This is a genomic window from Botrimarina mediterranea (assembly GCF_007753265.1).
GTDB lineage: Bacteria > Planctomycetota > Planctomycetia > Pirellulales > Lacipirellulaceae > Botrimarina > Botrimarina mediterranea.
In genome coordinates, this window is sequence record NZ_CP036349.1 from 1,682,229 (window position 1) to 1,708,111 (window position 25,883).

A 25,883-nucleotide genomic window follows, 5' to 3' on the forward strand; every position below is an offset into this window, starting at 1 on the left:
GCGCCGACGGCTCAAACGTCACTTTATGACGAGTTTTTCTTCGGCGGCGCTCAAGCGATGGTACTGCGGAGCGAGTGCGAAGACGCTATCGGCGGCGCCGTCGCGCCAGCGGCGCCAGGCGACTTGGAGGACGGCTCCGGCGGTCGGTTCGATCGGCTCGCCGCCAAACGCCGCAGCGGGGGGGCCGACGACGCGGTCTCCGGGGCGGAGCTCTGCCTTGAGGGTTTCGGTCGTCGCACGCCACGTGCCCCTGTGACGCTCCCAGGCGCCTTCTACGGCATCGAAATCGGCGACGAACATTTCCCCGCGTTGGGCGTCAAGCAGCGTCCAGAGGCGTCCTGTGGGCTCCTGAGGGGGTCCTGTGGCCTCGGCCAGGGCGTCGAGCGTATCGACGCCAATTGCCGCGGCGCCGGCGGCCCAGGCGAGCGTCTTGGCCGTCGTCACGCCGACCCTTAGGCCTGTGAACGATCCCGGCCCGACCGCAATGGCGACCGCCGCAAGTTCGCTAGGCGCCCAGCCCAATTCGCTCAACAACGACTGGATCGCCGGCGCTAAGGTCCGGGCCGAGCGGGCGTCCCGTGGCAGCGGCCTCGCGGCGGCGAGCTCGCAGCCTGCGTCGGTGACGACGCCCGCGGCGACGGAGCCGAAGAGGCCCGAGGTCTCGATGGCGAGCCAGCGACCCGACTCGGCCGGGGTCGCGGTGGAAAGCTGGTCGGAAGGGGTCGGTTGTGACATCATCGGAGGGGGTGATCGGACCGGGCGGCTTGACCGAAGTTGAAGCCCCGCTTAGTTTTTTGGCTTCGCGCGAGGGGGCCGGCCGGGCCAAACGCGCCTGCCTTTCCCGCGTTTGCCGTGTGCGCGCCGGGGGTGGGAACGTCTGGCGTCGGTTCCGCGCGCCGATTCGCCCTGTCGCACCACGTTAACAGCCCAACCCCCTGATTAGGGAGGGCCGCCCTCGGGAGGGCCGCCGCCTTGAAACGCGCCATCATCAGCGACATCCACGGCAACCTTGAGGCGCTCGAGACGGTTCTCGCGCACATCAAGGAGCAGGGGATCGACGAGGTCTTCTGCCTCGGCGACGTCATCGGCTACGGGCCGAAGCCCTGCGAGTGCCTCGACGCGGTGATCGCCAACTGCAAAGTGGCCCTGTTGGGCAACCACGACCAGGGCGCGCTGTTCGATCCCGAGGGCTTCAACAGCGGCGCCGAGCGGGCCATCTTCTGGACCCGCGACCAGCTCGAAGCCATCAAGGGCGACCGCGACCAGGTCGATCTACGCTGGGACTTTCTCGGCGGACTGCCGCGGGTCCATCGCGACCGCGATTGGCTCTTCGTTCACGGGTCGGCCCGCAACCCGGTGAACGAGTACGTCTTCCCCGAAGACATCTACAACCAGAAGAAGATGGAGAAGCTGTTCAGCCTCGTGCCGCACGGCTGCTTCCAGGGCCACACGCACGTGCCGGGCGTCTTCACCGAGAGCCGCAACTTCGTCACGCCCGAAGAAACGAACTACGTCTACGAAGTCAACGACCAGAAGTTCATGGTGAACGTCGGCTCGGTCGGCCAGCCGCGCGACGGCGACCCGCGGGCGTGCTACGTGGTGCAGGAGGACGACCGCATCACGTTCCACCGGGTCGAGTACGACATCGACGCCACGGCGAACCTGATTTACGCAACGCCAGAACTCGACAATTTCCTCGGCGACCGCATCAAGCAAGGTCGCTGACGAGCGAAGGACTCTTTTGGTCGGTCGCGAGTTCTCGCGCCGCTAAGCCGCAAGCGGCCTGCCGCTTGCGGCTTAGCGGCGCCACCCCACGAACACCCCTCTTAGGCGAATGGACATCCAACAACGCCGGCCGACGCCCCGCGGCGGCCAGCAGCCGCAGGACCAGCGGTTCTTTCTGATCCTGCTCATGTCGCTGGGCATCTTCATGCTGATGAACAGCATGTTCGCCCCGGCGCCGGTGCAAGAGAAACCAGACGATAAGGCCGCCGACATCGTTGAAGGCCCGCAGCGCGACGCCGAGGCCGAGCCCGACATCCCCGCCGACGACGCCGGCACGATCGAGGACGACGCCCCCGCTAGAGCGGAGCACATCGCGTTGGGGTCGGTCGATCCCGCCGGCGCGTACCGGATGCTGCTGACGGTCAACAACGTCGGCGGCGCCATCGAACGCGTCGAACTCTCCAGCGACAACTTCCGCGACCTCGACGACCGCAGTGGCTATCTCGGACAGCTTGCGCTGACCGACGCGGAAGGGGGCGGCGCGCTGGTGAACTACGTCGGCCCGGGAACGCCCGCGGCCGAAGCGGGGCTGCAAGTTGGAGATATCATTACCCAGGGCATCATCAACAGCTCCGCTTCGTCCTCGCCGGCAAGTAGAGAACAACCGATCGCGGATGCCCACGACCTGTTGCGACTGCTCGATCGTGCTAGGCCGCGACAGACAATCTCGCTCATCGGTAATCGCAATGGCGACGACCTCTCGCTGACCGCCAAGCTCCGCCGCCAGCCGCTCGACCTCATGCGGCCCGAGGCCGAGAACGTCCGCCTGCACTCACCGAACCTAGCGGAAGAATATGCTTCGGTTCCCTCGTTTTTCGTGCGGTTGAAGTCGGTGAGCGGCAGCAACGCCGCGGCCGTTGTCGAGGCGAACCGCGAACTTCTCGAAGAGCCCTGGACCGTTGATCAGCGCGACGACGAAGCCGTTACGCTTCGCCAACGGCTGCCGAAGCTTGGGCTCGAAGTCGTGAAGCGTTTCACGGTGGTCCAGACGCCGGAGGCCGAGCGGAAGAACGAGGCGCATCCGTCGTATCACTTCGACATCTCGGTCGAGCTTCGCAACCTACGCACTGAGTCGCAGACAGTTGCTTACGAGCTGGAAGGCCCGAACGGGATGCCGATCGAGGGCTTCTGGTTCGCCAACAAGATCGGCCGCGGCGACGGCAGCTTCTTCGGCGACTGGGGCAGCTTTGGCTTGCGCGACGTGGTTGTGCGGTTCGTTGACGACCGGCTGACGCAGTTCGCTTCATCGACCGTCGCCGACGGCGATGTCAAGCCGATGGGGCAGGGCCGCCCGTTGGCGTTCGCCGGCGTCGATTCGCAGTACTTCGCTTCGATCGTCATCCCGCGGAAGGCGAACCTTACCGACGTCCGCACCGCCGAGGTACGCGCCGAGTTGGCGACCGAGAAGCTCCCCAACAGCGATCAGAGCCGTTGGCAGAACGTGACCGTCGTGTTGGAAAGTGAGCCGACAATCCTCGGCGCGGCGGAAAGCGACTCGGCCAGTGTGACGGATGACTATCGCGTCTTCGCCGGGCCGAAGCTGCCCGAGTTGCTCCAGGCCTACGCCGCCGGCGACGACCCCAACCACACGCTCCACGACGTGCTGTACTACGGTTGGTTCGGCTGGGCAGCGAAGCCGATGCTGTGGCTACTGCACACGTTCAACGGCCTGGTGGGCAACTACGGCATCGCCATCATCATGCTGACGGTCTGCGTCCGCGGCGCCATGTTCCCGATCAGCCGGCAGACGGCGAAGAACATGGTGAAGATGCAGGAGCTGAAGCCGGAGATCGACCGCATCGCCGAGCGCTACAAGGAAGACATGCAGAAGCGGTCACAGGCGCAGCAGGAGCTGTTCCGCAAGCACAACTACAACCCGGCCGCGGGGTGTCTGCCGCTATTCATCCAGCTGCCGATCTTCATGGGCCTGTACCGGGCCCTGGCGGTCGATGTCGAGCTGCGACAGGCTCCCCTGATCAGCGACGCGATCCGCTTCTGCAGCAACCTCGCCGCGCCGGACATGTTCCTCGACTGGTCGGCCTATATGCCGCAGTGGATGAACAACGGCGTCGGCATCTTCGGCTTCGGGCCGTACTTCAACCTTTTGCCGCTGGTCACCGTCGCGTTGTTCCTGCTCCAGCAGAAGATGTTCATGCCGGAGCCGACCAACGACCAGATGCGCATGCAGCAGCAGATGATGAAGTACATGATGCTGTTCATGGGCCTGATGTTCTTTAAGGTGCCCAGCGGTTTGTGCATCTACTTCATCGCTTCGAGCCTGTGGGGCATAGCCGAGCGGAAGATGCTCCCCAAGCCCACGCCACCGGCAGGAGGCGCCATCTCGCCGAAGACATCGCCTGTGAAGACGCCGCCGAGTAGCAACGGCGCCGCGAAGGCGAAGGCCGCTGCGAAGCGAGCGAAGGGGAAGAAGCGGAAGTAGGGTTGATGGGTCGGGGGTGGCGTTGAACTTGACTCGCGTAGGATGGCGCCGCAGGCCCATCTTACCCATCGAGTGATGGGCCTGCGGCGCCATCCTACGAGGCTCCTAAGAGCCATGAGCGCGCCAGCGCCGGGAGTGAATCACCGTGACGCCCGACGTTAACGACACGATCGTCGCCATCGCAACGGCCCGCGGCGCGAGCGAGCGCGGCGCGGTGCGGGTGTCGGGGCCGAGGGCGCTCGCGATCGTTGCGGCGCTAAGCGGCGAGCCGCTGACGTGTAGCGCTCCTCGACGATTAGGCGACCGCGTTCTATCGATTGAAATGGCCGGGACGCAACGTCATGTCCCGGTGGACCTTTTCGTCTGGCCCGACGAACGCAGTTATACTCGGCAGCCATCCGTCGAGGTCCACACGATCGGTTCGCCGGCGGTGCTCGACGCGATCGTGCGGGCGTGCCTGGCGGGCGGCTGTCGGCTGGCCGAGCCGGGCGAGTTTACGCTGCGGGCGCTCCTTGTGGGACGGATCGACCTAACGCAGGCCGAGGCGGTGCTGTCGGTGATCGACGCCCGCAGCGACGAGCGTCTCGCGGCGGCGCTGGAGCAACTCGCCGGGGGTCTCTCGACGCCGCTGCACCGGCTGCGAGCCGACCTCCTGGGCCTGCTCGCCGATCTCGAAGCGGGACTCGACTTCGTCGAGGAGGAGGACGTTCGCTTTGTTGAACCCGAAGCGCTCCGCCGCCGACTGACCGAGGCCGCCGAGCTTGTCGAGGCGACGCTCCAACAGGTAACCGCGCGCGACGCCGCCCAACGGCTGCCGCGCGTGGCGATCATCGGCCCGCCGAACGTGGGCAAGAGCCGGCTCTTCAATGCGCTAGTGGATCGCTACAGCGTCGAGTCGCAACGACCGCAGGCGTTGGTGGCTGATGCGGTTGGCGTGACGCGCGACTTGCTCGCCGCCACGGTCGATCTGGATGGCGCGCGCGTCGAACTGATCGACACGGCCGGCGCCGACGAGACGGCGGCGATCGACGCGATCGACGGCGTCGCCCGCGAGCGCCTGTCGGCCGTGCTTCGCGACGCCGACGTTTTCGTCGAATGCCGCCGCGCCGACCGCATCGCCGGCGTGCTGCCGCCCGAACGGATCGGCGTTGCGACGATGGCCGATCTTTCACCGGTTGAGACGCCAACGAGTTGGCTAAGGACTAGCGCTACGAGTGGCGAAGGCCTTGAGGAACTCGCCGCTGAGATTAAAGTCCGCGTCCTTGAAACAACGCACGACGCCCTCGGCGTCACCGCCGACCGCGCGCGGACGGGACTCGTCCAAGCCCATGAAGCACTGGTTCGAGCGTTCGCCGCGGCAGACGTCGGCGACGAGTTGGTGTCGCTCGAACTACGCGCGGCGCTCGACGGGCTAGGCCGCGTTGTCGGCGAGGTCGTGACCGACGAGGTGCTGGGGGAGATCTTTGGGAAGTTTTGTATTGGGAAGTAAAAAGCCAGCGTCCGGCACCTGAGGGTGTCCCCCTCCCTCTCTTAGGGAGGGGCTAGGGGAGGGTCGGCGTTATCCGTTACGTCTCGCGTATTTGGCGAGTACCGCACAGAGTTGTGATGGTGCACAAGCCGTAAATTCGATCAACACGTTTCACCCTCCCCTAACCCCTCCCTAAAAAGGGAGGGGGATAAGGAAGCGTTTCACCACTAACCATGCGCGTCGGCGACGACTTCCTCTTCACCCTGTAGGTAGGTGCTTCCCCGGTAGAACGGCGCCCATGCCAGGTAGGCGATCGCGACCACCAACATCGACCCGGCGAAGAACCAATAGTAGCTGGCCCCAGGGAGCAGCACCGTGCCGTCTTCGCGTTCGATGAACGTGTTCACTAGGGCCGTGAAGACGTTGCCGATTGAGATGCTGATCATGCAGAAGGCCATGACGAAAGACTTCATCCGCCGCGGCGCCTGGGTGTAGAAGAACTCGAGCATCGTAATCGAGATCAGCACCTCGGCCGCGGTCAGGATGAAGTAAGCGAGAATCTGCCAACCGATCGACGGCGTTTGGCCATCGGTGATGCGCTGCTCGATCAAGGCCGAGACGGCGAACGATCCGGCCGTGATGAATAACCCGGCGCCGATCTTCCGTAGTGGGGTGACGGCAATGAATCGATCGACGAACGGGTAAACCACGATCGAAAACAGCGGCACAAGCGTGAGCACGAACATGCCGTTGATGGCCTGCATCTGCGACGGGTCCAGCGAGAAGCCCAACAGCGGCAGACGCAGGTCCATCTTATCGGCCTGAAACACCCAGGCACTCGCGGTCTGGTCGAAGAGCGACCAGAACATCGCGACGAAGAGCAGTAGTGGCAGGAGGTTCAATAGCGCTCTGACGCCCTCGGGGCTGAGGGTCTCTTTCCAGAAGGCGGAACCAGATGGCGGGACATGGACAAACTTGTTGCGGCCGAGCCAGAACATGAAGGTTGCGATCGCCATCAAGACGCCGGGCACGCCGAAGGCCCATGCAGGGCCGAACGACGGGTGATTCAAGAGCCACGGGGTGAGAAGCTGAGACCCGATCGCGCCGAGGTTGATCGAGAAGTAAAACCAACTGTAGACGCGTGGCAGCAGATGCTTGTTGCTAGTCCCGAACTGATCGCCGACGTGCGCGGTGACGCACGGCTTGATAGCCCCTGCGCCGCACGCGATCAGCGCGAGCCCGATATATAGTATGTAGCGTGATCGGATTGTCTCAGCCAGCGGCGTATCGACCATCGCCATCAACGCATGGCCCGCGCAATAGAAGAGCGATAGCCACAGGATGGTGCGGTACTTGCCAAAGTATCGATCGGCGATGATCGCCCCGACGAACGGCGTCGTATAGGTCGCTGCAATGAACCAACTGATCGCCGCTGTGGCCTGCTCCTCAGTGAGGTTGTCGGGCTCGCCATCAAGACCCACCAAGTGCTTGGTAAGGAAGGCCGCGAGAATTACCCGCATCCCATAAAAACTAAAACGTTCGGCGGCCTCGTTGCCGACGATGTAAGGGATGCCCCCCGGCATCTGAGTTTGCTGCGGGTCGGGGGCGGTGCGATGGCTGGCCAAGGCGCGGTTCCTGCGTGAGTGGCGACGGGTCGGCCCGCCGAGTCTAACGGAACCAGCCGCTCGGTTCTGCGCCGGCGCCTTTGCGTCTTAGCGCCTTTGCGTGAGACTTTTAAGCCTACTCTGTGGGAGGCGTCTCCAGACGCCGATAATGCGCACCATGCCGTTAGCGATTGCGGCGCGTAATCGGGGTCTGGAGACCCCTCCCACAACGAGGCAGTGCAAAGGAATGGGAGCTGAGTTTGATCGAGATCGACGACGCCTACGGATTGCCGTGCGAATTCGTTGGGCGGCTGCGCGCCGTGTTTGGCGAAAGGGCTGAGGAGGTGCTGCGGACGTTTGGTGAGACGCGGCGGCCGGGCGCGTGGGCGAACCCACTTCGAAGCGACGATGCGGACCCGCTTGTGCTCATGGCGGAGGTCGGCGTCGAGGGTCGGCGTTGCGAGTGGCTCCCCGAGGCGGCGACGATCGAGTCGGCGGACAAGTCGAAGGTGACGGAGTCGGCGATTGCGGCGGATGGTCGGCTCTATGTGCAGAATCTTTCGAGCATGCTCGCTCCGTTGGTGCTCGATCCGCAGCCGGGCGAGACGGTGCTCGACCTCGCCGCGGCGCCGGGCGGGAAGACGCTGCATCTGGCGGCGCGGATGCGGCTCGAAGGCGAATTGGCGGCGGTCGAGCCCGTCCGCGACCGCTTCTTCAAGTTAAGGCAGAACCTGGAGCGCTGCGGCGCCGGCGAATTCGTCCGCACCTTTACGCACGACGGCCGCGATGTGGGCCGCAAGACGCCCGAGCGTTTCGACGCGGTGCTGCTCGACGCGCCGTGTTCGAGCGAGGCGCGGTTCGACCCCCAGCATCCGGGGACGTTCGCCTACTGGGGACCGCGCAAGCTCGCCGAGTCGGCCCGGAAGCAAAAAGCTCTGCTGCGGTCGGCCCTCGACGCCACACGACCCGGCGGGCGGGTGCTTTACTGCACCTGCTCTTTCGCGCCGGAAGAGAACGAGCTGGTGGTGGCCCACACGCTGCGACGGCTCGCCGGTGTGGTCGAGATCGAACCAATCGACCTTTCCATTGGCGATAGCCAGATGGCGGGGCTCACGGCATGGCAAGGCAAGCGTCTACCCGATGTGATCGCCGAAACGGTGCGGATCGTCCCCGACGATCGCCTGGCGGGGTTCTATTTGGCTATGCTGAGGAAGATCGACTAATTGACTGGTGGCGAGCCGGCGACGTAAGTCGTCGGAGGAACCGGAGTACCCGCTTCACTCCGACGACTAACGTCGCCGGCTCGCCTTTTCTCTTGCAAATGCTTCTTCTCGTGATGCGACGCCTTCTCGTTCTCTTCTTGTTGCTCCAAGCCATCGCCGCGATAGCGGCCGACCCCGTTCGCGTCGCGATCGTGGGCGTGTCGCACGACCATGTGTTTGGTCTGTTGGGTCGGCCGCGAGACATCGGCGACATCGAGATCGTTGCGGTAGTAGATGCAGACCGTGAGCTTGCGATGGGGCGGATGAGCAACGCGGGGTTAGACAAGAAGCTTTACTATCAGGATCTCGAGCAAGCGTTGGCGGCCGCTAAGCCGCAAGCGGCTGTTCTCTTCGGCAGCATCCGCGCGCACCATGAGCAGGCGATTGCTTGTGCCGGCGCTGGTGTGCACGTGATGGTCGAGAAGCCGCTGGCGACGAACCTTGCCGATGCTCGCGCGATGGTGGACGCGGCCGAACGGGCAGGCGTTCAGTTGTTGACGAATTACGAAACGACTTGGTACCGCAACCTTCATGAAATCAAGCGCCGTGTGGACGCTCACGAGCAGGGGAATACCCGACGGATGGTCTTTCGGATGGGCCATGCGGGGCCGATTGAGATCGGTTGTCGCGAGCCGTTCCTGGAGTGGTTGCTCGACCCCGCGGAGAACGGCGGCGGGGCGGTCACGGACTTCGGTTGTTACGGCGCGAACCTGGCGACGTGGCTGATGAATGGCGAGCGACCGATCGCGGTAAGTTGCGTGACGAAGCGTATCAAGCCGCGGCGCTATCCCAACGTGGACGACGACGCGACGATCACCATCGAGTACGCCGACGCCGTCGCGGTGGTGCAGGCGTCATGGAACTGGCCCTTCAACGTGAAGGACGCGGTGGTCTACGGCGCGACGGGTGAGCTATCGAGCAAGGGCGATCGCGAGGTGAGCGGTTGGCGGCACGGCGAAGACCGGCCGACCACGTCGCGCGCGCCGGAGTTGCCAGAGTGGGAAGGCGACCCGTTCGCTCACTTGGCGGCCGTCGTCCGTGGCGAGGCCAAGCCCAACGCCCTGTCGTCAGTCGAGAACAACTTGCTAGTTGTCGAGGTGCTCGACGCGGCGCGCCAGTCGGCGAAGACCGGACAGCGAGTTGTGCTATCAAGATGACTAGAGCCAGTTGAGCGCCAACTCGGCCCAGAACACCAGGATCAAGGGCGCGATCAGGCCGATCAGCAGCCCGCCGGCGAACATGTCGGTCACCTTAAGGTGGCCGCCGCTGTAGACGATGGCGTTCGGTGGGGTCGAGATCGGGAGGCACATGCCCGCCGAGGCCGCCAGGGCGATCGGCACGGCTAGCCTCGCGTCGCCTCCGGTCGCCTTCGATGCCGTGAGCACGGCGATCGAGATCGGCAGGATGATGTTCGCCGACGCCGTGTGGCTCATCAGGTTCGCCATCAACAGCGTCGCGTAGGAGAAGCCCAACGCGAGCGCGACGGGCGACATGCCTTCGATCGGCAGGTAGCCGACCGCCCAAGTGGCGAGGCCGGTCTTCTCAATCGCCACGCCGAGCGAAAGACCGCCGGTGATCAGCAGCAGGATATCCCAAGGCAACGTGCGGATGTCGGGGCCGGAGAGGATGCCCGTAGTGGTTAGAAAGACGATCGGCACGAAGGAGATGAGAGTCGTCGGCAGCCCGTGCAGCGGGCTTGTCATCCACAGGCCAACGGTGACGATGAACGTCGTCACGACGACGTACTGCTTGTGGATCGGCGCCGGGTCCGAGGCGACGCCGGCGTAGAAGAGGATGCCTTTCTCGTCGCTGAAGGCGTCTTTCTTGAGATGGACGAAGATCAGGTAGAACCAAGCGATCGCCAGCATCAGCAGCGCCGGCGGCACACCCAGCAACATCCATTCGGCGAAGTTGACGGCGGACTGCCCTTCCAGCAAGCCGGCGGCGATGGCATTGGGGGGCGTGCCAATGATGGTGCCCATGCCGCCAATATTCGCCGCGAACGCGACGCCAAGGCAGATCGCCTTCGAGACGCCGTCGCCACTGGGGCGAGACGCGAAGATCGGGGTCATCATCGCCAGCACGAGCGTTGCGGTGGCGGTGTTCGACATGAACATCGAGAGCACCGCAGTGACGAGCATGATGCCCAACAGCAGCATGCCGGGCCGCTGGCCGAAGAGCCCCAGCGCCCGCGCGGCGAGCCAGCGGTCGAGGCCTGTCTTCTCCGCCGACAAGGCGAGGCAGAACCCACCGAAGAAGAGCCAAATTAGCGGGCTCCCCCACGGCGTGATGAACTGTTCCCAGTCGTGTTCGCCGTTTGCATAGACCCCGTCGGGCCGCCCCAACAACGCGATCAAGCAGCCGATCGCCAGGAGGCTTGTCGCAAAAGCGGGGATCGCCTCGCTGACCCACATCCCCGCGGCAAGCACCAGGACGAACAGCGTCCGGTGGCCCGCGTCGCTGAGGCCGGGATACTCGGGGACAAACGCGATCACCAGCGCGATCGCGAAGCAGGTCAACGTCGTAGTGAGCGTTCGGACCTGAGAGAAACGAAACAGCCCAAGCAAACGCCGGGACTCGTTTCGGCCGGTGGGGATCATTTTGTCAGAGAGGGGTAAGTGGCGAAGCGGAACGTAAGCATCTTAACCTTCCGCCTCGGAACGCCATCCTTACGCGGTTATCGGCTGAACGCAACGTGAACAATCGCCGCCGCGACGATTCACCGCTGTTGTGGGCCCGTTGGGAACGGCAAGCCACCAGCGCCGAGGCGAGCCCCCGATGTTAATCGGGGGTGGGGAGTGTGTACAAAATTCCACCGACGATTAACATCGCCGGCTCGCCATTTTCTGTGGGTCGTACGACCCCGTTTCTTGACCTAAACTATCGGGTTCATGAATCCAGCCCCTTTTCGAGTCGCCCCACCGATGACGCACCGACTTTTTGCCGCCGCTCTTGCCGTTTGCCTGTTGACCGGGCCGGTCGCCGCCCCCGTGTGGGCCGACGACGCCCCCGCCGCGAAGGCGGAGAAGGACAAGAAGGCCGACAAGAAAGACGCCGACGACAAGAAAGACGCCGACGACAAGAAGGACGAGAAGGATAAGGAGCCCAAGCTCTCGATCACCACCGGCACGGTCACGGTCGATGGCGAGGAAGTCGAGTACGTCGCCACCGCCGGCAAGCTGCCGCAGAAGCACGACGGCGGCGACTCGAAGGCCGACATCTTCTTCGTGGCCTACACACGCGGCAAGCTCGCCGAGGACGGCGAAGCGAAGGGCGAGCCCGTCACTGACAAGTCGCGGCCGATTACGTTCTGCTTCAACGGCGGGCCGGGCTCGGCGAGCGTCTGGCTGCACCTCGGCATGCTCGGCCCGAAGCGCATCCGCATGCCGGACGACGCGTCGTTCCCCGAGCCGCCTTACAAGCTCGAAGCGAACCCGTTCTCGCTGCTCGACAAGACCGACTTGGTCTTCATCGACCCCGTCGGCACCGGCTACAGCCGCCCCGCCGAGGGCGAAGCGCGTGAGCAGTTCCATGGCCTCGAAGAGGACCTCAATAGCATCGCGTTGTTCATCCACGACTACACCACGAAGTACAAGCGTTGGGAGTCGCCTAAGTTCATCCTCGGCGAGAGCTACGGGGGCCTGCGCGTTGGCGGGCTGTCGAACCTCTTGCAAGACCGTTACCGCATGTACCTCAACGGCGCCGTGATCATCTCGGGCGTGCTCGACTTCACGACGCTGAGCTTTGCCGACAACAACGACCTGCCATACATCCTCTTCCTGCCGACGTACGCCGCGACCGCCTGGCGTCACAAGGCGCTCGACGACGATCTGCAAGGCAAGCCGCTCGCCGACGTTGTGGCCAAGGCGGAGAAGTTTGCCTACGGCGACTTCGCGGACGCCCTGCTGCACGGCGCCGCGATGCCCGAGGAAAAGCGTAAGGAGGTGCTCGCCGAAGCGTCACGCCTCACGGGCCTTTCGGAGGAGTACCTCGAAGCGTCGAAGCTGCGCGTCAGCATGTGGCGGTTCGGCAAAGAACTCCTCCGCGACCGCAACCAGATCATCGGCCGCTACGACAGCCGCTACGTCGGCCCCGGTATGGACGGCGTCGGTGAGTCGATGGACTACGACCCCAGCGACGCGGCGATCGAGGGCATCTTCTGCGCCGGCATGAACGCCTACCTCGCCGAGGACCTCGATTACCAAGACGACCGCGTCTACGAGACGCTCACCTCGGTCCAGCCCTGGAGCTACAAGCCGTTCGTCAACCGCTATGTCACCACCGCCCCGCGCCTGCGCGAGGCGATGGTCACCAACCCCAAGCTCCAGATCTTCGCTGCTTGTGGCTATTACGACCTAGCGACGCCCCCATTCGCGATGAAGTACACCCGCGACCACACGCTCGACACCGAAGCGCTGCGCGACCGCTTCGAGATGAAGCACTACGAAGCCGGCCACATGATGTATGTCCATGAGCCGTCGCTTGTGCAGCTGCGGAAGGACCTCGTCGAGTGGTTCGAGGCGGCGGCAGAGTAGTGAGGAATTAATGACGAAGTACAAATGACGAATGACGAACCTGCCGGTTTCGGTCTCCGCCTTCCGAAGGGTTCGTCATTCGAGCTTCGCATTCGTCATTCACACGGGCGCCCGTTCTTGTCACGGCGTAGCAACGCGTTAGGCTTCACGGGTCGATTCGACCCCCGCGTCTCGGAGCCTGCGCCATGAAGTCGTTGCTAGCGGTTGCCGCTGTTGCCTTCCTCCCCGCGGTCGCGTCCGCCCAACAAGCGGCGCCCGCTCCGCAGTACGGTGTGCCGATTAACTCGGTCGAGGCCCGTGACGCGGCGCTCGCGCGGCTGAAGCGCGGGGAGGTCTACGAGTCGCAGCGCTGGCGGGCGAGCTTCCATCTCGACGAGGCCCTGCTCTTGCCCCAATTTCAGGGGCTCGCTTTCGCCGGTGCGCGGATCGTAAAGATCGACGAGGACTCACCACTTGATCGCCTCGGCCTCAAGGTGGGCGATGTCGTCACCCGTCTCGATGGCACCAAGATCGACACGGGACGTTGGCCCAACCAAGAGGGTTGCTACTGGATGCTGCCGCAGTTCGAGCGGCACTACGGGCTCACCACCGTCCGTTTCATCCGCGCGGGAACCACCCAGGTCGTGGACCAAACGGTCGATCTCGGCGACCGCTGCAAGCCACAGCGTTTCCCCCAGATGCCAGGGAACGTGATCCTGCCGTAACGTTTCGCAGCTGAACTGACGGCGAGCCGGCGATGTTAGCCGTCGGTGTGAAGCGGGTATCAGCCCCCGCTATAGATGAATGGCGCCGACGGCTAACGCCGCCGGCTCGCCAGATCCCTGTTGCGTCGTCGCTCAGATCGCCCGCTCGCCGGACACGATCGCGGCGTAGACGGCGAGGATCATCGCCAGTAGGCCGATGATGACCACCGTGGACGAGTCGAAGAAGAGACCCGCCGCGACGACCGCCAAACCGGCGCCGGCGCCATGGCTGAGCAGCGTGACCGCTTGCGTCGAGAAAGTCTGGAGCTTCATGATGAGGGCCCTCCGCGGCCACACAAGCCGTCGGCGACCGCCGCCACGTCCCGCGTGGCCCTACACACCATTATACGGCGAGGCAGGGGCCGGAAGTCAATCAAATCCCCCGCCCGCGGCAAGCCGCCGCTGCCCGAGAGCCGTTAACGCCTAATCGCCTGGCTGAAATCGGCCGTGGGGTCGTTCGCCGCCATCCGCGCGCGGGTGTTGATCAGGGATTTGGCCTGCAACTCTTCGAACGACGAGCCGCTGGTGACCAGCAGGCCCTCTTTGTACGCCTTCTCGCCCGACAGCCCCGGCAGCAGCACGCCGGCGTCGAACATCAGCCGGTTGGGGCGGATCGCGTTGACGTGATCGAAGATGTTTGTCGTGCAGTTGTTGGTGAGCAGGTGGTAGAACTCGGGGTTCTCGGCGAGGTCGGTGGCGCGTTGGAGCATATCAACGAGCAGCTCGCGCGACGCCTCGGGCGAGGCGGTCGTGCGGTAGAGGTAAACCGGCCCGTCGTTCACCACCGCTTGGCGGTAGAGCAGGTCGCGCTCGTCGGCGACGACGTACATGATCTCGTACTGCTGCGCGAGACCGAGCGCCGGGTTGAACTTCTCCTCGCCGACCTCCTTGCGGACCTCGACGCTCACCGACAGGTACTCGGGGTCCTTCCGCGGCGGCGTCGGCGCGAACTCGAAGCTCACCATCGTGTGCGCCAGCGCCGGCACGGGGCCGAATGGCATATTGACGAAGTCCACGCCGCGGACCCGTCGCAGGTCGTAGCTGCGGTCCTCGTGATCGACGACGTACTCGCCGGGCCCGAGGTGCTTGCAGTAGCGGACGTTCTTCACCAGCAGCCGGTCGCCGCTCACCTTTGCCGTGGGCAGCACCGCCATATCGGGCGCCCAATTCCGGTGGTTCGACGGCGCCGCCCGGTCCTCGATCGTCCGACACCCCACCAAAGTCGCTGCGCCGCTCAGCGCAGCGGCGACCGCAAGCGTCGCTAGCCAGCGGCGATCGAAAGGGAGGGGGGGCATCGTGGGCGGAGGCTACGCGTCACTTCGCTTCACCGCAAGACAATCAGGGATGCTTGCGTTGGCCGAGCCGCGTCGCCGTTGCGTCGCCGGCGCTCGTTTTGCTACGTACTGCTGAGAAAAGACCCATCTCCCCGTTGCATGCAGGACCGCCGCGATGGCGCCCGCCCTTGAAACTGTCGCCGCCGCTCCGCCTCTTCCAACAACGGGAGAGCGATTCAACGCCTTGCTCGACCAACTGATGGCCGGGCAGTGGGGGGGCATTACGCCCGCCGACTGGCAACTTGTTGCGGTCCAAGGCGGCATGCGCGTCGCGTTGGTGCTCGTGATTCTGTTCGTCGCTTTGACCCTCGCCGGCTGGGCCTCCGCCGCGGTGCGGACGAGCCTGACGCGGATGAAGTTCGACCCGACGCTCTCAAAGTTCCTGGCGAAGATGGCCCGCTGGAGCGTGCTGCTGCTCGCCGGGCTCAACTGCCTGGGCTATTTCGGCGTCGAAATGACCACGTTCGCCGCGGTGCTCGGCGCTACGGGCTTTGCGATCGGCCTGGCGTTGCAAGGGACACTCTCCAACTTCGCCGCCGGCGCCATGCTGCTGCTCTTCCGACCCTTCAAGGTGGGCGACGTCGTCAACATCGGCGGGCAACTCGGAAAGGTCGATGAGATCGAGCTTTTCACCACGTCGATCGACACGTTCGACAACCGCCGCATCATCCTGCCGAACGGCTCGGTGTTCGGCGCGACGATCGAGAACGTCACCTACCACCCGTATCGGCGCATCGACGTGCTGGTCGGCGCCGACTACGCCGCCGACATCGATCAGACCCGGATGGCCCTCGAGCAGGCGCTGGTGACGACGCCGGGCGTTCTCGCCAATCCCGAGCCTGGCGTCGTGCTGCTGGGCCTCGGCGCTTCAAGCGTTGATTGGCGGGTGCAGGGCTGGGCCGTCTCCAAGGACTTCGGCGACGTGAAGCAGGCGCTGATCCGCTCGGTCAAGATGCAGCTCGACGCCGCCGGCGTGGGCATCCCGTTCCCGCAGATGCAGATCCACGTCAGCGAACCACCCCAACAAACCGCCCGCCGCGCCGCATGAAAATAGGAACCGCAAAGGAACGAAGGAACAAAGGAAGTGCTTTTCGTCCTATCCTTTGTTCCTTCGTTCCTTTGTGGTGAATTGAAGTAGCTTTGCCAGCTTGCGGCCGGTCGCGCTCAGCGGCAGTTCGGTCAGGTCGGCGGGCCGGACCCACTTCGTAGCGCCGTTGAGGCGGCCGCTCTTGTAGGTCGCTTCGTAGCACTCCAGCGTGATGCGAAAGCGGGTGACGCCGTGCTTGATGGTCGTAATCAACGCGCCGGGGTCGCAAGCGACGCCGGTTTGGCCGCGCACTTTGTCACGCAGTTCGTCTTTCGCGAAGAGCGGGCCTTCGGCGTCGATCGCGAACCGGGGGAAGTCCCACAGGCCGGCCCATCGTTCGTCCGGCCCGCATTGCCGGAGGAGGACCATGGCGCCTTTGCGGACGACGACGGCCGCTTCACGCGCGTCGGTGAACTTGAGCTTCTTCGTCGTTGGCGCCAGCCGCTCGACAGTCCCCTCGGCTCGCGCGCGACAGAGTGTCTCTGCGGGGCATGTCTCGCAGCGCGGCGCCGCGGGCGTGCAGACGAGCGCGCCGAGTTCCATCAGCGCTTGGTTGAACGTCGAGCAGCCCTTGGCGGGGAGCAACTCTTCGGCGACGGCCCATAATCGCTTCTGACCGGCCGTGCTGGTGGGCTCGCCGTTGTACGCGATCAAGCGTGTGAGCAGGCGGATCGTGTTGGCTTCGAGGATCGGCGCTGGCCTGTCGTAAGCGATCGAGACGATCGCGCCAGCCGTGTAGCGTCCGACGCCCGCCAGCGTCAGCAGCGTCGCCACGTCGCCGGGTATTTGCCCCGCATGGTCAGCGACGACTTGCTTCGCCGCGGCGTGCAGCGACCGCGCGCGGCGATAGTAGCCGAGTCCTTCCCACAGCCGCAGCACGGCTTGCTCATCGGCCTCGGCGAGCGCTGCGACGTTGGGGAACGCCGCCATGAATCGCTCGAAGTAGGGCCGTACCGTCTCGACCTGCGTCTGTTGCAGCATCACCTCGCTGACCCAGACGCGATACGGGTCGCGCGAACGCCGCCAGGGCAGGTCGCGGGCGTGCTTGGCGTACCAAGCGAGCAGCCGGCGCCGGAACGATCGCTTCCATTCGGCGTCGAGTGGGTCCTCGTTCGCAGATGGCGCCGATCGACGCGTCACGGAGTTCCAGCGTCCGACAGGGGCAATGTCTTCCGTGCCCAGACGACGCGCTGGGCGTCCCCTTCGTAACCGGCGATCCACTGCATCGGGTTCTCAACCACCACGCCGATGACGCCAACTTCACTCGCGCCCGATTGCACAAACCGCTTCGGGTCGATTGGTTTAGCCATGACGACGGGGACGATGCTCTCGCCGATGCTGAATTGGTACTCGATCAACTCACCGGCGCGGCGGAGGTCGGCGGGCATGCCGGCAAAGAAGACGCCGCCGTGTGGGCGTCCGGTCCAGGCGATCCACGGCCCTGCGATGCGCCGCGACTGGTCGCGCGACCTTCCGTCACGCAGCACCCGCTTGAACGTATCGGCAGCCTGCAGCTCGGCGGTCATCAGGCCCGGGTCGCTGGTGTCGAGCAGCGTCACGACTTGCGCGAGGTGACAAAGGTGGGCGTAATGCTGACCCATCGTTGAGACTTGCTCTGGATCGTCGAGCGATCCTGTCGCGAATCCCACTGCGGCCGCCTCGGCAGGCGCGAAGGCCTCAGCGAGTTCACGGGCGCCGTACCTCGGGGCGTTCACCAAACCGATCTGCCTCGTCGGTGGCGCCATCGCAAACTCCCGCGGCTCGGCGATCGCCGCGACGGGCTCGATCATTTCATCGCGGTTCGGCGCCGGCGCCATGGCATTGCTCTCAGGCGTCGTCGCGGCTGCCTCTTCCGGCGGCGCGAACGCAGCCGGCTCGGCCGGCGTCGCCGCATAGCGATCTTCGCCGGCGACAGGCGTCGTCGCCGCTTGCGGCTTAGCCATAAACGGATCGGCCTCAGCGGCAAAAGCGTCGGCAGGCGCCGTCACCTCCTTTAGCTCTGAATCCGGCTTCGGCGCCGAAGCCGGCAAGTCAATCTCGGGTTCCTCCATCCCCCCTTTGTCGAAGCTCACCGGTTTCGTCGAGGAATCGAGGAACGGGTCCGCCGCGGCGTTCGACGCGAAGGCGTCAGGCTCTTCGGATGACAAGGGTTCGGACGCTGCCTCAGTACTTTCATTGAGTCTCGCCAACTCAGCGCCGGGGTCTCCCGATTCCCAAGTGACGGCAAAGTATGCCGCGGGCCCCGCGACGAGCATCAGGCCGACGGCCATCCCGATGAAGTTGCCCCAACCGCGGGAACGCGGTTTCGATGCGGCGAACTCGTCGAGCCGCAGCGGCTGCGGCGCCTCTTCGGCCGGCGTCGAGAGCTCGAGCGAAACGCCGTCGTTCGCGTCGCTCGCTTCGGGTTCGCTCAATGGCGTCGCGCCGAAGTCGAACTTGAAGTCCTTCAGCGTCGTGGCGAACTCCGGCGTATCACCCGGCGGGTCCGTTGGTGACTCGTTCGAATCGGCGCCCGCTTCGTCGCGTGACGAAGTGATTGACTCGGCGTCGAAACTCCCCGGGGTCCACCCCAGCGATTCGGCCAGCGAACGCTTGCCTTCAGCGGGTCGCTCCACATCTGCACGGGGCGTGCTCTTCTCACTCTGCAAGAGCCACTCGGCGACCGTCGGCCGTTTGAGAGGCGCCTCGGCAACCTCTGGAGACGTTTCCTCCTGCGACGTAGACGCCGGCAGGGTAGGGGCTTCGACGTCGACAGGCTCTGGCGTCAAGGCTTGCTCTTCGACAGCTTGCTCCTCAACAGGAACGGCCGCCTGCTCAGACGCTTCAATACGTGGCTCGAAGTGCTGCTGCTCAAGGGCCTCTTGCTCAACGGGTTGCTGCAATAGCGAACCCGCGGGCGCATCGACCTTCACTTCCCTGCTCTTCGGCTCGACGGGGACGGCCACGCTGAGCTCGACAATCTCGAGCGACGCGACACTCGTGGCCGCCTCGCACGCCGGACAAGCGATCTCTCCTTCGGTCGCGTAAACGGCGAACAGCTGCCCACAGCGACGGCACTCTGCCACGCGGATCGGGGCGGTCGGATTGGGAGCGGGGGCGGCGGTTGGCATGGCGTGCGAATCCTTCGGGCCAGCTCAATGAGCCGGCGGGGTGGGGACGACTTCCTGCGTCGCCGCCCATTCTCTCCGGATTCCGTCCGTAGAACACCCCGAATTGGCAAGATCGCGACACCCCTTCCGACCGGCGCCAGCAGCGCCATCGGCACGACCGGCAAGGTTTGCCACATTCACCGCTCGAGACAAGCTCGCAGCAGCGGCCGCGCGGTGCGGGAAGCCCCCCACGACTTCCCGCACCACCCGCCGCTCGCCGGCTTAGCGCGACATCAGTTCCACGACCAACTGCACGTCCACTGGCAGCGTCACGTCGTCGGGCGTCGGGAGGCGGTGGACGATGACCCGCAGGGTCTCCGGATCGAACGCCAGCCAGTCGGCGGTGGTCCCCTCGGCCTCCGACCGTATCGCGGCGTAAAGGTCCGTCAGGTGCGCCTTGCGCCGCACGTCGATCACGTCGCCGGCGCTGACCGTTGCCGAGGGGATGTCGTGAGCCCGGCCGTTGAGCAGGAAGTGCCCGTGGGCGACACCCTGACGGGCCTGCGGACGCGTCTTCGCCAAGCCGGCGAGTCGGATGACGTTGTCGAGGCGGCGTTCGCAGAGCACCAGCAGGCTGCGTCCCGTGTCGCCCTTGCCGCGCGAAGCGAGGTCGTAGAGCTTACGGAGCTGGCGCTCGTGCAGGCCGTAGTAGAACTTGATCTTCTGCTTTTCGCGCATCGCCAGCGCGTACTCGGTGAGCTTGCGCGGCGGCGGCTGCATGCCGGGCGGATTCGGCTTGCGGTCCATGGCCTTCATGGCCCCTGCACTCTCGAAGACCGCCAGCCCGAGGCGGCGGTTGATGCGGGCCTTGGGCCCTGTGTAACGCGACATGCGGTTAGCTCCTTTTCGGGGTGGATGACGCCAAAGTCGCCGCCACAGGGGCAACGGGCATCGTGTAGCCGTCGCCCTTGGTGGGGGACAGCGCGCAGCGCCTTTGCGAGAACGGCTTCGCCGGAGTGGCTAGCTGCGGGGCTCGTGGCCCCGTGGCGGGCTGCTGGGAGAGAGCTTGGGTTCTTTCCGAGGCGCGGCCGGGGTGGCTTAGCGACCCCGCGGCAAAAAACGGAACGGTTTTATTGCGACTGCGTCTCAGTGTCGATATGTTTGGCAATCCGGCGAACTCTTGCAAGCTCCCGCTGGCGGAAAAAGGTAAAAAAGCGATGGACCGAAATCCCCAACTCCGCACGGAAGACGCCGCCGCCCGCGCTCAGAGGCTCCACAGCCGCGGCAGGCATCGATCAGCGATTGCCGTCCTGACGGTCGCCCTCTGCCGCGACGGCGACGCAGCGGGCCTCTGGCGGCTCCGGGGGGCCGTTCACCACGCCATGCAGCAGTGGAAGACCGCCCTGGCGGACGTGGAGCACGCCCAGCTCCTGGCGCCCCTCGGCGTCGAGTCGCAGCTGGTGCTCGCCGACGGCTACGCCTTCACCGGCAAGCCCGAACTGGCGGTCGTCGCGTACGAGCACCTGCTGACCCGCGGCGACCATCCGCCCGAGACCTACGCCGCCATCTACCGAGGTCTCGTCCACTGCCAACGCCGTGACCTGGCGATCGAGTGCTGCCGCGCGGCCGTGCGGGCCAACCCTGACGACCACGCCGCCTACTTCGCGATGGCCCACTGCATGGCTGCGCTGCGTTACTCGGCGACGTACATCGCCGCGGTGCTTGAGAAAGCGGTCGAAGCGGCGCCCGACCGCGACGTCTATTGCGTCTCCCTCGCCCTACAACTAACGCGGTGCCAACGGCTCGAAGAAGCGTACGCTCACTTGTGTGAGGCGTCGATCAACGCGATCGAATCGATGGCGTGTGCGTGCTCGGTGAAGCTGCTCGTGCAGCTTTGCGAATGGGCGAAAGACGCCGAACGGGGGGGGATTCTGAGCGAACAGCTCGAGCGCTTGATGCAACGCAGGTCCGCGACAGAGTAGGGGGCGGGCCCTGATTCGATGGTGCGGCCCGGCCGAGGACGGCGGGGCTCACGCTTGATCGAGAACAAGTCGTAGCGAGATGCAAACTCCCACGGCTTGTGTCGTGGGCTCGCGGAAGGACTTGCCTCCGCGTGGCGAGATCGTGGCGCTAGCCACGTCGAGACCGCCAAGAAACGCGGCGTGGCGAGGTCTTGGCGCTAGCGAAGCCGAGACCTAGGAAAGCAGTAGCGGCGGAGGGACTCGAACCCCCGACACGCGGATTATGATTCCGCTGCTCTAACCGACTGAGCTACGCCGCCGGAGAGAGGCCTGAGGCTTGAGACCGCAGGCTTGAGGCTCACAAAATTGGCTCAAGTCTGAGGACTTACGCCTCAAGCCTCACTCATCTTCAAAATCAAACCATCTTCCAAATCAAACGCAGTACACCCCGCAGGATTCGAACCTGCAACCTTCGGATTCGTAGTCCGATGCTCTATCCAGTTGAGCTAGGGGTGCGAAGTGCTTCTTCCCCGGCAAAGAGCGGCTAAAATGGCCGTCTAACGGGCTCTGGCAATTAATCTGGCAATTAATGTGCTTGCCAGACCGCCTTCCGCCCACGCCTAGGGATTAAGCGAGCCACACAGAATGACGAAAAAGCGTGCCGGACGCAAGGGTGGAAAGTCGAGCCGCGGCTTCTACTTCCGCTCAGGGCGGGGCTGGTACGCCCTGCGGGACGGCAAGTCCTATCCACTCCTCGACGCCGATGGGGTCCACCACAAGGACCCCAAACTGCCCGAGAGGGTCGCGCGAGAAAGCCACGCCCGTTGGCTGACCGAGCAGACACAGGCCGACCAGCAGCGGCTCCGCGACGAGAAGCGTCGCTATGAAGGCGTCACACTCCTCGCCGTGTGCCAAGCCTACCTGGCCCACGCTAAGGCGACCGGCGCCGCCAAGACGCACCACGACCGGGCCGACACGCTGTTTGACTTCTGCTTCGGCTTGCCGCCCGAGTTCCGCCCCAAAGACGGCGTCAAACCGGTCAAGCCGACCGCCAACCAGAGGAAAGCGATGGCGGCCAGCCGCATCCACGATGGCTACGGCCGGATGCTCGTCACCGACCTGCTCCCGCTGCATATCGACCAATGGCTCAACGCCCACCCGAGCTGGGGTGGGGGACGGCGGTCTCGGATCCAAGCGGTCAAACGGGCCCTCAACTACGCCAAGGATGCCGGTCTCGTAGCCGCCAACCCCATCGTTGGCTACAGCACGCCGCGGGCCGTCGGGCGGGTCACCGACCTCAGCCCCGAGCAAGAAGCAGCCCTGCTCAAGCACGCCAACCGGCCGCTCGCCCTCGCCATCCAGGTCTGTATCCGCACCGGGGCTCGTCCCGGCTGCGAGTTCGCAGCGCTCACCAGGAAGCACGTCCGCATCGCCGGGGACCGGATGGAGTGGACCTTTTCGAAGGACGAGTCGAAGACCAAGAAGCTGCGGGTTCTGAGAATCCGCGATCCCGAGATGATTCAGGTCGTCGAGCAGCAGATGGCGGCCCATCCGAAAGGACCGCTGTTTCGCAACACTACCGGCAAGCCTTGGACGCGGCAGAGCCTGTCGGGCGGGTTCCGCACGCTCAAACGCCGTCTTGAGAAGCAAGGGGTCGAGTTCGATCGGGACGCCTGCATGTACTCGTGCCGGCACACGTTCGCGAAAAGAACGCTCCAGGGCTACTGGACCGGTAGGATGGTCAACATCGAAACGGTTGCCGGGCTGATGGGAAACTCGCCGCAGGTCTGCCGCGACCACTACTTGCAGTGGAGTGAGATCGACAACGAGCGGCTCTGGGAGGCTTGCTAGCACACTGCCTGCTGGCTGTCGGGCTATCCGTAGGTGGTGAAAAGTCCCAGCAGAGAGCAGCTCTGTAAGCCTGGAACCTTTCGTTGTTGTCGTCGTCAGAAGGTAACTCTTAGAAGCCTGAGTCGCCTCCAGCACCCGCCAACTCGTGCTCGGCGTCGGCGTTCGCGGGGGCCTTGGCGCCGAGCAGCACGAGCTTCTCGCACGTAACCGACACCTTGCTTCGCTTCTGACCGTCCTTCTGCCATTGCTCGAACGCCAGGCGGCCTTCGATCATGGTCGCATCTCCCTTCTTCAAGTACTGGGCGGCGACCTCGGCCGTACGACCCCAGAAGGTGACATCGACAAAGACAGTCTGTTCTTTGTAGGTGTCGCCGGTCTTCACCCGCTCGTTGATCGCCACTCCGACTTCGGTCACCGCCTTGCCGTTTGGCGTGTAGCGGAGTTCGATGTCGCGAGTCAAGTTGCCAACGAGCGTCACTTTGTTGTAAGCGGGCATTGTCGTCTCTCACTTTGTGTCGGGGAACGGGGCAGGCAAGAAGCGTTCTCGCCAAAAAACCTTGTGAGCTTACCGCTGCTCTCTGCATGGGCTCTTGCAACCAGGAGCTTCCTCTCCAAGTTCCAAGAGCCGGAGACCACGTCTCCAGCTCCGACGCTACGCGAGCTTGAGTGAGAGTGGCTCTTGGTAAGTCTCTGGCTCAGGGTCGCTCACCGCTTCCAGACCTGCAGCGAGTGGAGTGATCGTCTGGGCGTTGATCGCTAGGCTGTGCTTAAACTGTGCCGAACGCAGTTCGTCGAGTTTTGATCCCGCTTGTTCTGCTGCGGCGAGAAAGTCTCTGGTAGCAACCGCCTTCATCTGCGGGATGATCGATGTCCGACCGGTTGACTTATCGGTGTAGGGGCGACCAATCTCAGCGTAGTACTCAACCTGCCCGTAATAAATCCGACTGTAGAGTTGGTAGGCTACTGCACCTACGAGCATCATGTCGCCTATCGGCTTCTTGTTCTGTGCCATTGCGTCCTCCTTGTGGCAATCGTGTTCACCAACTATTAGGCCACAGACAGAAACGCTAAGCAAAAGTATTTAATAAGCTGCGTTGTGGATTCCAACACGGGTGTATTGAGCAATCAGCCTTGTCAACTCGACACAACACAAGGCGTCTGACAGGGCTTCGTGGCTTGGAGTCGTCCTAAGCGAGAAGTACTCGGCAAGAGTTGTAAGCTTAAAATCCGGCGGCGGCACCAGTGCCGGGTTGGTCTCGAAGAACCACCTGGTGAGCTGGATGGTGTCGAGCGGTGACCTGGTGGCAGGGAAGAACTCGCCGTGCTCAGAAAACCACCGCCTCAGGGTCGATGCGTCGTGCTCGACGTTGTGGCCACAGAGAGTAGCAAGCTTGTAGGGAGTGCCGTCTTTACTGTTCCGCTCATCGGTGGCGTTCGCTCTTAGAAAGTGTGCGAGTTTCTTAACGGCTTCCTTTTCTGGAATCGCGTACTTCTCCCAAACGCTTGGCCGAAATTTCGAAAGGCCCAAGAACTTCACGTTCGTCTCTTTGACGTTGAACTCGATCTTCATCTCGATGCGGGATAGCTCTCGGTACAAGCCCGAGGTAACGGCGACCGCCGAAAGCTCGATGATTGGGGACTTAATCGAGCGTCCCGCTCGTTCGGTGTCGATATAAACGATGCGTTTGTCGGCAACTTCCATCCGTTTAGGTTACGCGATCTGCAGAGGTAAGCAAATCAGCTAAGCCAGGTAGCGACATGGATGGCGAGCTGGCAGCAACGATACGACGCGTAGAGCGGAGCGCTGGAGTACGCGAGCGACAAGTGTAAGTGACGGCGACGGCTGCAGAACCAAAGGCTCTACGCATCGCGTGTCGGCGGTATCGCAGGCAACGAGTCAGGCCCCAATCGTCGCTTCGGAGATGCACGGGTGTGTCCCCTTCTTTGCTTGAGATTTGGAAGCCGCCACGAGGCTTAGCTACTAACCTTGGTTCCAAGGTTCTGGGTTTCCAAGGTTCCAAGGATCCAAGGATCCAAGCTTGGTTCCAAGGTTGTGGGTTATAAAGGTTCTATGGTTATTGGGTGGCGAGCGTTGGGGATGTCGGCGGAGTTTGCAGGGTTGGTGGCGAGCAATATGCGGGTGAGTGTAGAAAGATTTGATTAGCGGTGGAGGGCGTTATATCTTCGAAGCATGGTACGGAAGAAAACCGCAACAACAAGGAAGAAGGTATCGAGGGCGAAGTCCGTAGAGTCGGTGAGCCCGAGCGAGTTGTTGCCAACGCCGCCACCGTCAGAAGACGCGGTGACACTCTCGGTCGATATCCCGCGGAAGATATCGTTTCGCTTGAAAGTCGCGTTGCTGCAGATGGAAGCCAAGGGAGAGAAAGCAACCAAGCGACAGTTCGTTGAGCAAGCCCTCGCAAGTGCCCTAGACGAGTTCGATCTGGAGTGGGGGGCTTAACCGATGGCAAAGAAGACGCAGAAGCCGCTCCTAGAGCAGTGTAAGAAGGTGACCATTCGATTTACCGATGGCCAGGCCGAGAAAATTGCTGTGGAGTGCTTGAAGTCAGGCATCAAGCCTAGTGCGTTCTTAAGGCTTGCCAGTGTGGCGTTTGTCGACCACAAGATGCTCGATCTAAAGTCCACGCAGCAGACCGTGTTGGACGAGCTTATCAGGCTGCGGAGAGATTTCTCCGATGCGTTGGTGAGAGGGGACGATTAGTC

At 63.9% G+C, this 25,883-nt stretch carries 23 protein-coding genes and 2 tRNA genes; 12 read left to right on the forward strand and 13 right to left on the reverse strand.

Annotated features, from left to right (window positions below):
* Window positions 1–18: 18 nt before the first annotated feature.
* Complete coding sequence (gene tsaB / locus Spa11_RS06660) at window positions 19–738, reverse strand: tRNA (adenosine(37)-N6)-threonylcarbamoyltransferase complex dimerization subunit type 1 TsaB (protein ID WP_145109711.1); 720 nt, start codon at window positions 736–738, stop codon at window positions 19–21.
* 234 nt (window positions 739–972) lie between these two features.
* On the opposite strand from tsaB, the gene Spa11_RS06665 reads away from it, so the two are divergent.
* The 3 genes from Spa11_RS06665 (at window position 973) to Spa11_RS06675 (ending at window position 5,714) form a co-directional block, all read left to right on the forward strand.
* Complete coding sequence (locus Spa11_RS06665) at window positions 973–1,725, forward strand: metallophosphoesterase family protein (RefSeq protein ID WP_145109714.1); 753 nt, start codon at window positions 973–975, stop codon at window positions 1,723–1,725.
* A gap of 109 nt (window positions 1,726–1,834) precedes the next feature.
* Window positions 1,835–4,225: a YidC/Oxa1 family insertase periplasmic-domain containing protein gene (locus Spa11_RS06670; RefSeq protein WP_145109716.1), complete on the forward strand. Its 2,391-nt coding sequence runs from the start codon at window positions 1,835–1,837 to the stop codon at window positions 4,223–4,225.
* A 145-nt stretch (window positions 4,226–4,370) separates the two neighbouring features.
* Window positions 4,371–5,714: a tRNA modification GTPase gene (locus Spa11_RS06675; protein WP_145109719.1), complete on the forward strand. Its 1,344-nt coding sequence runs from the start codon at window positions 4,371–4,373 to the stop codon at window positions 5,712–5,714.
* Window positions 5,715–5,920: 206 nt separating this feature from the next.
* Here Spa11_RS06675 and Spa11_RS06680 read toward each other — a convergent pair whose 3' ends face one another.
* Window positions 5,921–7,318, reverse strand: coding sequence for a POT family MFS transporter (locus tag Spa11_RS06680; RefSeq protein WP_231933174.1), 1,398 nt, complete (start codon window positions 7,316–7,318; stop codon window positions 5,921–5,923).
* A 239-nt stretch (window positions 7,319–7,557) separates the two neighbouring features.
* Between Spa11_RS06680 and Spa11_RS06685 the strand changes: the two genes are divergently transcribed.
* Complete coding sequence (locus Spa11_RS06685; RefSeq protein ID WP_197529793.1) at window positions 7,558–8,520, forward strand: RsmB/NOP family class I SAM-dependent RNA methyltransferase; 963 nt, start codon at window positions 7,558–7,560, stop codon at window positions 8,518–8,520.
* A gap of 113 nt (window positions 8,521–8,633) precedes the next feature.
* Window positions 8,634–9,716, forward strand: a complete 1,083-nt coding sequence (locus tag Spa11_RS06690; RefSeq protein WP_197529794.1) for a Gfo/Idh/MocA family protein — start codon at window positions 8,634–8,636, stop codon at window positions 9,714–9,716.
* On the opposite strand, the gene Spa11_RS06695 is transcribed toward Spa11_RS06690, so the two are convergent.
* Window positions 9,717–11,078, reverse strand: coding sequence for an SLC13 family permease (locus tag Spa11_RS06695; protein WP_197529795.1), 1,362 nt, complete (start codon window positions 11,076–11,078; stop codon window positions 9,717–9,719). It lies immediately after the preceding gene.
* A gap of 405 nt (window positions 11,079–11,483) precedes the next feature.
* Here Spa11_RS06695 and Spa11_RS06700 point away from each other — a divergent pair, with 405 nt between their 5' ends.
* Both Spa11_RS06700 and Spa11_RS06705 read left to right on the forward strand, forming a co-directional pair.
* Window positions 11,484–13,094: a S10 family peptidase gene (locus tag Spa11_RS06700; protein ID WP_145109731.1), complete on the forward strand. Its 1,611-nt coding sequence runs from the start codon at window positions 11,484–11,486 to the stop codon at window positions 13,092–13,094.
* Window positions 13,095–13,279: 185 nt separating this feature from the next.
* A complete protein-coding gene (locus tag Spa11_RS06705) occupies window positions 13,280–13,798 on the forward strand; it encodes a PDZ domain-containing protein (protein WP_145109734.1) in 519 nt (172 codons plus the stop codon).
* A 132-nt stretch (window positions 13,799–13,930) separates the two neighbouring features.
* Here Spa11_RS06705 and Spa11_RS06710 read toward each other — a convergent pair whose 3' ends face one another.
* Both Spa11_RS06710 and Spa11_RS06715 read right to left on the reverse strand, forming a co-directional pair.
* Window positions 13,931–14,110: a hypothetical protein gene (locus tag Spa11_RS06710; RefSeq protein WP_145109737.1), complete on the reverse strand. Its 180-nt coding sequence runs from the start codon at window positions 14,108–14,110 to the stop codon at window positions 13,931–13,933.
* A gap of 143 nt (window positions 14,111–14,253) precedes the next feature.
* Window positions 14,254–15,132: an Lnb N-terminal periplasmic domain-containing protein gene (locus tag Spa11_RS06715; RefSeq protein WP_145109740.1), complete on the reverse strand. Its 879-nt coding sequence runs from the start codon at window positions 15,130–15,132 to the stop codon at window positions 14,254–14,256.
* A 154-nt stretch (window positions 15,133–15,286) separates the two neighbouring features.
* On the opposite strand from Spa11_RS06715, the gene Spa11_RS06720 reads away from it, so the two are divergent.
* Window positions 15,287–16,219, forward strand: coding sequence for a mechanosensitive ion channel family protein (locus Spa11_RS06720; protein WP_145109743.1), 933 nt, complete (start codon window positions 15,287–15,289; stop codon window positions 16,217–16,219).
* 48 nt (window positions 16,220–16,267) lie between these two features.
* Here the strand turns inward: Spa11_RS06720 and mutY are convergent, their stop codons facing one another.
* The 3 genes from mutY to rpsD form a co-directional block, all read right to left on the reverse strand.
* Window positions 16,268–17,398, reverse strand: a complete 1,131-nt coding sequence (mutY, locus tag Spa11_RS06725; RefSeq protein ID WP_145109746.1) for an A/G-specific adenine glycosylase — start codon at window positions 17,396–17,398, stop codon at window positions 16,268–16,270.
* Window positions 17,395–19,368 (reverse strand): hypothetical protein, encoded by a 1,974-nt coding sequence (locus Spa11_RS06730; RefSeq protein WP_145109749.1) that lies wholly within the window; start codon window positions 19,366–19,368, stop codon window positions 17,395–17,397. Before Spa11_RS06730 ends, mutY begins: the two co-directional genes overlap by 4 nt.
* A gap of 261 nt (window positions 19,369–19,629) precedes the next feature.
* Window positions 19,630–20,238: a 30S ribosomal protein S4 gene (gene rpsD, locus Spa11_RS06735; RefSeq protein WP_145109752.1), complete on the reverse strand. Its 609-nt coding sequence runs from the start codon at window positions 20,236–20,238 to the stop codon at window positions 19,630–19,632.
* Between the two features lie 326 nt (window positions 20,239–20,564).
* Between rpsD and Spa11_RS06740 the strand changes: the two genes are divergently transcribed.
* A complete protein-coding gene (locus Spa11_RS06740) occupies window positions 20,565–21,329 on the forward strand; it encodes a tetratricopeptide repeat protein (RefSeq protein WP_145109754.1) in 765 nt (254 codons plus the stop codon).
* Window positions 21,330–21,554: 225 nt separating this feature from the next.
* Here Spa11_RS06740 and Spa11_RS06745 read toward each other — a convergent pair.
* Both Spa11_RS06745 and Spa11_RS06750 read right to left on the reverse strand, forming a co-directional pair.
* Window positions 21,555–21,628, reverse strand: a tRNA-Met gene (locus Spa11_RS06745).
* A gap of 122 nt (window positions 21,629–21,750) precedes the next feature.
* Window positions 21,751–21,824 (reverse strand) — tRNA-Arg (locus Spa11_RS06750).
* Between the two features lie 129 nt (window positions 21,825–21,953).
* Here Spa11_RS06750 and Spa11_RS06755 point away from each other — a divergent pair.
* Window positions 21,954–23,159 (forward strand): tyrosine-type recombinase/integrase, encoded by a 1,206-nt coding sequence (locus tag Spa11_RS06755; RefSeq protein WP_145109757.1) that lies wholly within the window; start codon window positions 21,954–21,956, stop codon window positions 23,157–23,159.
* A 109-nt stretch (window positions 23,160–23,268) separates the two neighbouring features.
* Here Spa11_RS06755 and ssb read toward each other — a convergent pair whose 3' ends face one another.
* From ssb to Spa11_RS06770, 3 genes are all read right to left on the reverse strand, one after another.
* Complete coding sequence (gene ssb, locus Spa11_RS06760) at window positions 23,269–23,655, reverse strand: single-stranded DNA-binding protein (RefSeq protein ID WP_145109759.1); 387 nt, start codon at window positions 23,653–23,655, stop codon at window positions 23,269–23,271.
* 156 nt (window positions 23,656–23,811) lie between these two features.
* Window positions 23,812–24,171 (reverse strand): hypothetical protein, encoded by a 360-nt coding sequence (locus Spa11_RS06765; RefSeq protein WP_145109762.1) that lies wholly within the window; start codon window positions 24,169–24,171, stop codon window positions 23,812–23,814.
* Window positions 24,172–24,240: 69 nt separating this feature from the next.
* Window positions 24,241–24,861 carry a 3'-5' exonuclease gene (locus Spa11_RS06770; protein WP_145109765.1) on the reverse strand — a complete coding sequence of 207 codons (621 nt, stop codon included), beginning with the start codon at window positions 24,859–24,861 and terminating at the stop codon, window positions 24,241–24,243.
* A 489-nt stretch (window positions 24,862–25,350) separates the two neighbouring features.
* On the opposite strand from Spa11_RS06770, the gene Spa11_RS23210 reads away from it, so the two are divergent.
* Together Spa11_RS23210 and Spa11_RS06775 are read left to right on the forward strand one after the other, a co-directional pair.
* Window positions 25,351–25,620, forward strand: coding sequence for a hypothetical protein (locus Spa11_RS23210; protein ID WP_231933176.1), 270 nt, complete (start codon window positions 25,351–25,353; stop codon window positions 25,618–25,620).
* A gap of 3 nt (window positions 25,621–25,623) precedes the next feature.
* Window positions 25,624–25,881, forward strand: a complete 258-nt coding sequence (locus Spa11_RS06775; RefSeq protein ID WP_145109767.1) for a hypothetical protein — start codon at window positions 25,624–25,626, stop codon at window positions 25,879–25,881.
* Window positions 25,882–25,883 lie beyond the last annotated feature (2 nt).

Excerpts from the sequence above, each read along its gene's own strand:
- tsaB (WP_145109711.1), bottom strand. The coding sequence starts at position 738 with ATGATGTCACAACCGACCCCTTCCGACCAGCTTTCCACCGCGACCCCG.
- Spa11_RS06670 (WP_145109716.1), top strand. The coding sequence starts at position 1,835 with ATGGACATCCAACAACGCCGGCCGACGCCCCGCGGCGGCCAGCAGCCG.
- Spa11_RS06690 (WP_197529794.1), top strand. The coding sequence starts at position 8,634 with ATGCGACGCCTTCTCGTTCTCTTCTTGTTGCTCCAAGCCATCGCCGCG.
- Spa11_RS06700 (WP_145109731.1), top strand. The coding sequence starts at position 11,484 with ATGACGCACCGACTTTTTGCCGCCGCTCTTGCCGTTTGCCTGTTGACC.
- Spa11_RS06705 (WP_145109734.1), top strand. The coding sequence starts at position 13,280 with ATGAAGTCGTTGCTAGCGGTTGCCGCTGTTGCCTTCCTCCCCGCGGTC.
- Spa11_RS06710 (WP_145109737.1), bottom strand. The coding sequence starts at position 14,110 with ATGAAGCTCCAGACTTTCTCGACGCAAGCGGTCACGCTGCTCAGCCAT.
- Spa11_RS06715 (WP_145109740.1), bottom strand. The coding sequence starts at position 15,132 with ATGCCCCCCCTCCCTTTCGATCGCCGCTGGCTAGCGACGCTTGCGGTC.
- Spa11_RS06720 (WP_145109743.1), top strand. The coding sequence starts at position 15,287 with ATGGCGCCCGCCCTTGAAACTGTCGCCGCCGCTCCGCCTCTTCCAACA.
- Spa11_RS06730 (WP_145109749.1), bottom strand. The coding sequence starts at position 19,368 with ATGCCAACCGCCGCCCCCGCTCCCAATCCGACCGCCCCGATCCGCGTG.
- rpsD (WP_145109752.1), bottom strand. The coding sequence starts at position 20,238 with ATGTCGCGTTACACAGGGCCCAAGGCCCGCATCAACCGCCGCCTCGGG.
- Spa11_RS06740 (WP_145109754.1), top strand. The coding sequence starts at position 20,565 with ATGGACCGAAATCCCCAACTCCGCACGGAAGACGCCGCCGCCCGCGCT.
- Spa11_RS06755 (WP_145109757.1), top strand. The coding sequence starts at position 21,954 with ATGACGAAAAAGCGTGCCGGACGCAAGGGTGGAAAGTCGAGCCGCGGC.
- ssb (WP_145109759.1), bottom strand. The coding sequence starts at position 23,655 with ATGCCCGCTTACAACAAAGTGACGCTCGTTGGCAACTTGACTCGCGAC.
- Spa11_RS06765 (WP_145109762.1), bottom strand. The coding sequence starts at position 24,171 with ATGGCACAGAACAAGAAGCCGATAGGCGACATGATGCTCGTAGGTGCA.
- Spa11_RS06770 (WP_145109765.1), bottom strand. The coding sequence starts at position 24,861 with ATGGAAGTTGCCGACAAACGCATCGTTTATATCGACACCGAACGAGCG.
- Spa11_RS23210 (WP_231933176.1), top strand. The coding sequence starts at position 25,351 with ATGGTACGGAAGAAAACCGCAACAACAAGGAAGAAGGTATCGAGGGCG.
- Spa11_RS06775 (WP_145109767.1), top strand. The coding sequence starts at position 25,624 with ATGGCAAAGAAGACGCAGAAGCCGCTCCTAGAGCAGTGTAAGAAGGTG.